General features: G+C 67.1%; 1 protein-coding gene and 1 pseudogene. One reads left to right on the forward strand and one right to left on the reverse strand.

The window, feature by feature from the left end; genetic code table 11:
* Positions 1–865, reverse strand: a pseudogene (locus tag ACSLE4_RS07050) (hypothetical protein); the annotation flags it as partial.
* Between the two features lie 121 nt (positions 866–986).
* Here ACSLE4_RS07050 and ACSLE4_RS07055 point away from each other — a divergent pair.
* Positions 987–2,311 (forward strand): OPT/YSL family transporter (locus ACSLE4_RS07055; RefSeq protein WP_435903769.1); only part of this gene is annotated, 1,325 nt, incomplete at its 3' end.

Genomic DNA, 2,311 nt, shown 5'->3' on the forward strand with positions numbered 1-2,311 from the left:
CGAATTTCGGCTGCGGCGGTGGCGCACCGCGGCGCTGGCCAAGACGCTGGCCGTCGTTCTGAAAGTGGTCCTCCAGGTAAAAGTCGTGGCTCAAGAAGACCAGCGGTTCGCCGGGCTCGCCCTTGACGTTGCGCAGGGAGGCGAAGGTCTGGTTGTCGCGCGCGGACGAATGACAGTTGGTGCAATAAAGCCCGAAGCCGGTATTCGGGTAGCCGTGCGTCGAGGTCGCCGGCCAGGTCGGCGCCCAGTCGCCTTCGCCCCAGCCGAACCACCCCCAGAACCAGCCGTCACGGGACTCCTTGCTGGCGCGCACCATGATGGCGCCGCCGTTCTCGGGGAATAGGTGAATCAGGTCCGCGTCCTTGCAGTGGGACGTGGGCGGCGGGAACATCTCCTTCACCATGATGGCGCCGTCGGGCACCGGCGTCTCTGTCTTGGTCTCGTCGCCTTCCGCGCGGTTTGCCTTCATCCAGTCGATCATGTCGGGCGAGTACCAGACGACCGCCGGGGCATGGGTGCCTTGATACTGCCCGGTCCACTGGCCGTTGTGGAACATGCCGATGAACGGGCCTGTGTCGCGCATGTGCTTGTCGCTCTTCCAGCCGGACGCCTCGCGGCGGTGACAGAAGTTGCGAAGAAATTCGGAGAGCTTCGCCTCGTACTGATCGTGCGGCAGGGCGCCGGGCTTACGCACCGCGGCCTCGAGCTGGTCGCATAGGGCATCGTCCGCCGCCGCGAGAGGCTCGGCGCGCTCCACGGGACAGCTCGGCGCGGCCAAGGCGGTCCCCACAAGACAGGTGCTGCCGCCCACAAAAAGGGCCGCATAAGCGGCTCTGGACAGTCTGTTGAGCGTGGAACCGAGCACGGCGCACCAAGTCGTTCAAAGGTAACGGGAGCTTAGGTGGCCCGTGCGCGGGGGGTCAAATTAACATCCGCCAGGCTTCGAGGGTTGGTGAACGCCCGCGTTCATGGCACCAACGCGTTCAATGGCCGATCCGAACGAATTCCCGGCGCGCGACGAGGCGCGCGAGCTGACGCCCCGCGCACTCGCCACCGGCCTGATCCTCGGGGCGCTGCTGGCGCCGTGCAACGTCTATTCGGGCCTCAAGATCGGCTGGTCGTTCAACATGTCGATCACCGCGCTGCTGCTCGCCTTCGCGTTTTGGGTGCCGCTGTCGCGCCTCGCCGGTCTCGCCCCATGGGGCATGCTCGAAAGCAACATCAACCAGACGACCGCGTCGGCGGCCGCCGCCATCACCTCGAGCGGTTTGGTGGCGCCGATCCCCGCGCTCGCGCTCATGACCGGCGGCAATCTGCCATGGCCGACGCTGACGGCCTGGGTGTTCGCCGTGAGCTTTCTCGGCGTGTGGGTCGGCTGGTATTTGCGGCCGCGCCTCATCGTGCAATCGAATCTCGTGTTCCCCGCGGGCATGGCGACGGCGGAGACCATGCGCGACATGTTCAGCCACGGGCGCGAGGCGATGAAGCGGGTGGGCGTCTTGATGTCGAGTCTCACCGGCGCGGTGCTGTTCAACGTCATCGACGACTTTGTGTGGCAGATCCCGCGCTTTGCCCCGACGCTCACGGCGAAGAAGCTGACGCTTGCCTTCGACCCGTCGCTGCTGCTGCTCGGTTTCGGCAGCATTATCGGTCTGCGCGCCGGGCTCGGGCTGCTTGCCGGTGCGCTGATCGCCTGGGGGCTGATCGCGCCGGAGCTGATCGCGCGCGGCGTCGTCGAGGTGGCGCAAGCGGACGAGAGCTGGTTTCAGTCGCTCGTCGGCTGGCTGCTCTGGCCGGGCGTCACCATGATGGTAACGGCGAGCCTCACGAGCTTCGCGGCTGCCCTGGTCACGTCCGCCCGCCATAAGCGCGGCGAAGCGAAGGAAGTGCGGCCCAAGGAACAGGGCACCGCAATGCGCCTCGGCGGGTTTTTGCTGGCGGCGGCGATTACCGTCGCGCTGCAGATCACCCTGTTCGGCATTCACTGGACCATGGCGATCGTCGCCATTCCGCTCGCCTTCGTGCTGGCTACGGTGGCGGCGCGGGTCGTGGGCGAGACGTCCGTGGCGCCGATCGGGGCCATCGGCAAGGTCTCGCAGCTGTCCTTCGGCGCCATGGCACCGGGCCAGCCCATCACCAATCTGATGACCGCCAACGTGGCGGGCGGCGCGGCGGGCCAAAGCGCGGATCTGCTGAACGACTTCCGCGCCGGCCATGAGGTGGGTGCGAGCCCGGCGCGGCAGGTGGTGGCGCAATGCGCGGGCGTCGTTATCGGCAGCCTGGTGGGCAGTCTCGTCTATCTCGCGCTCAT

The sequence above is a fragment of the Methyloceanibacter sp. genome (assembly GCF_051306395.1).
In the GTDB taxonomy this organism is placed as follows: Bacteria; Pseudomonadota; Alphaproteobacteria; order Rhizobiales; family Methyloligellaceae; genus Methyloceanibacter.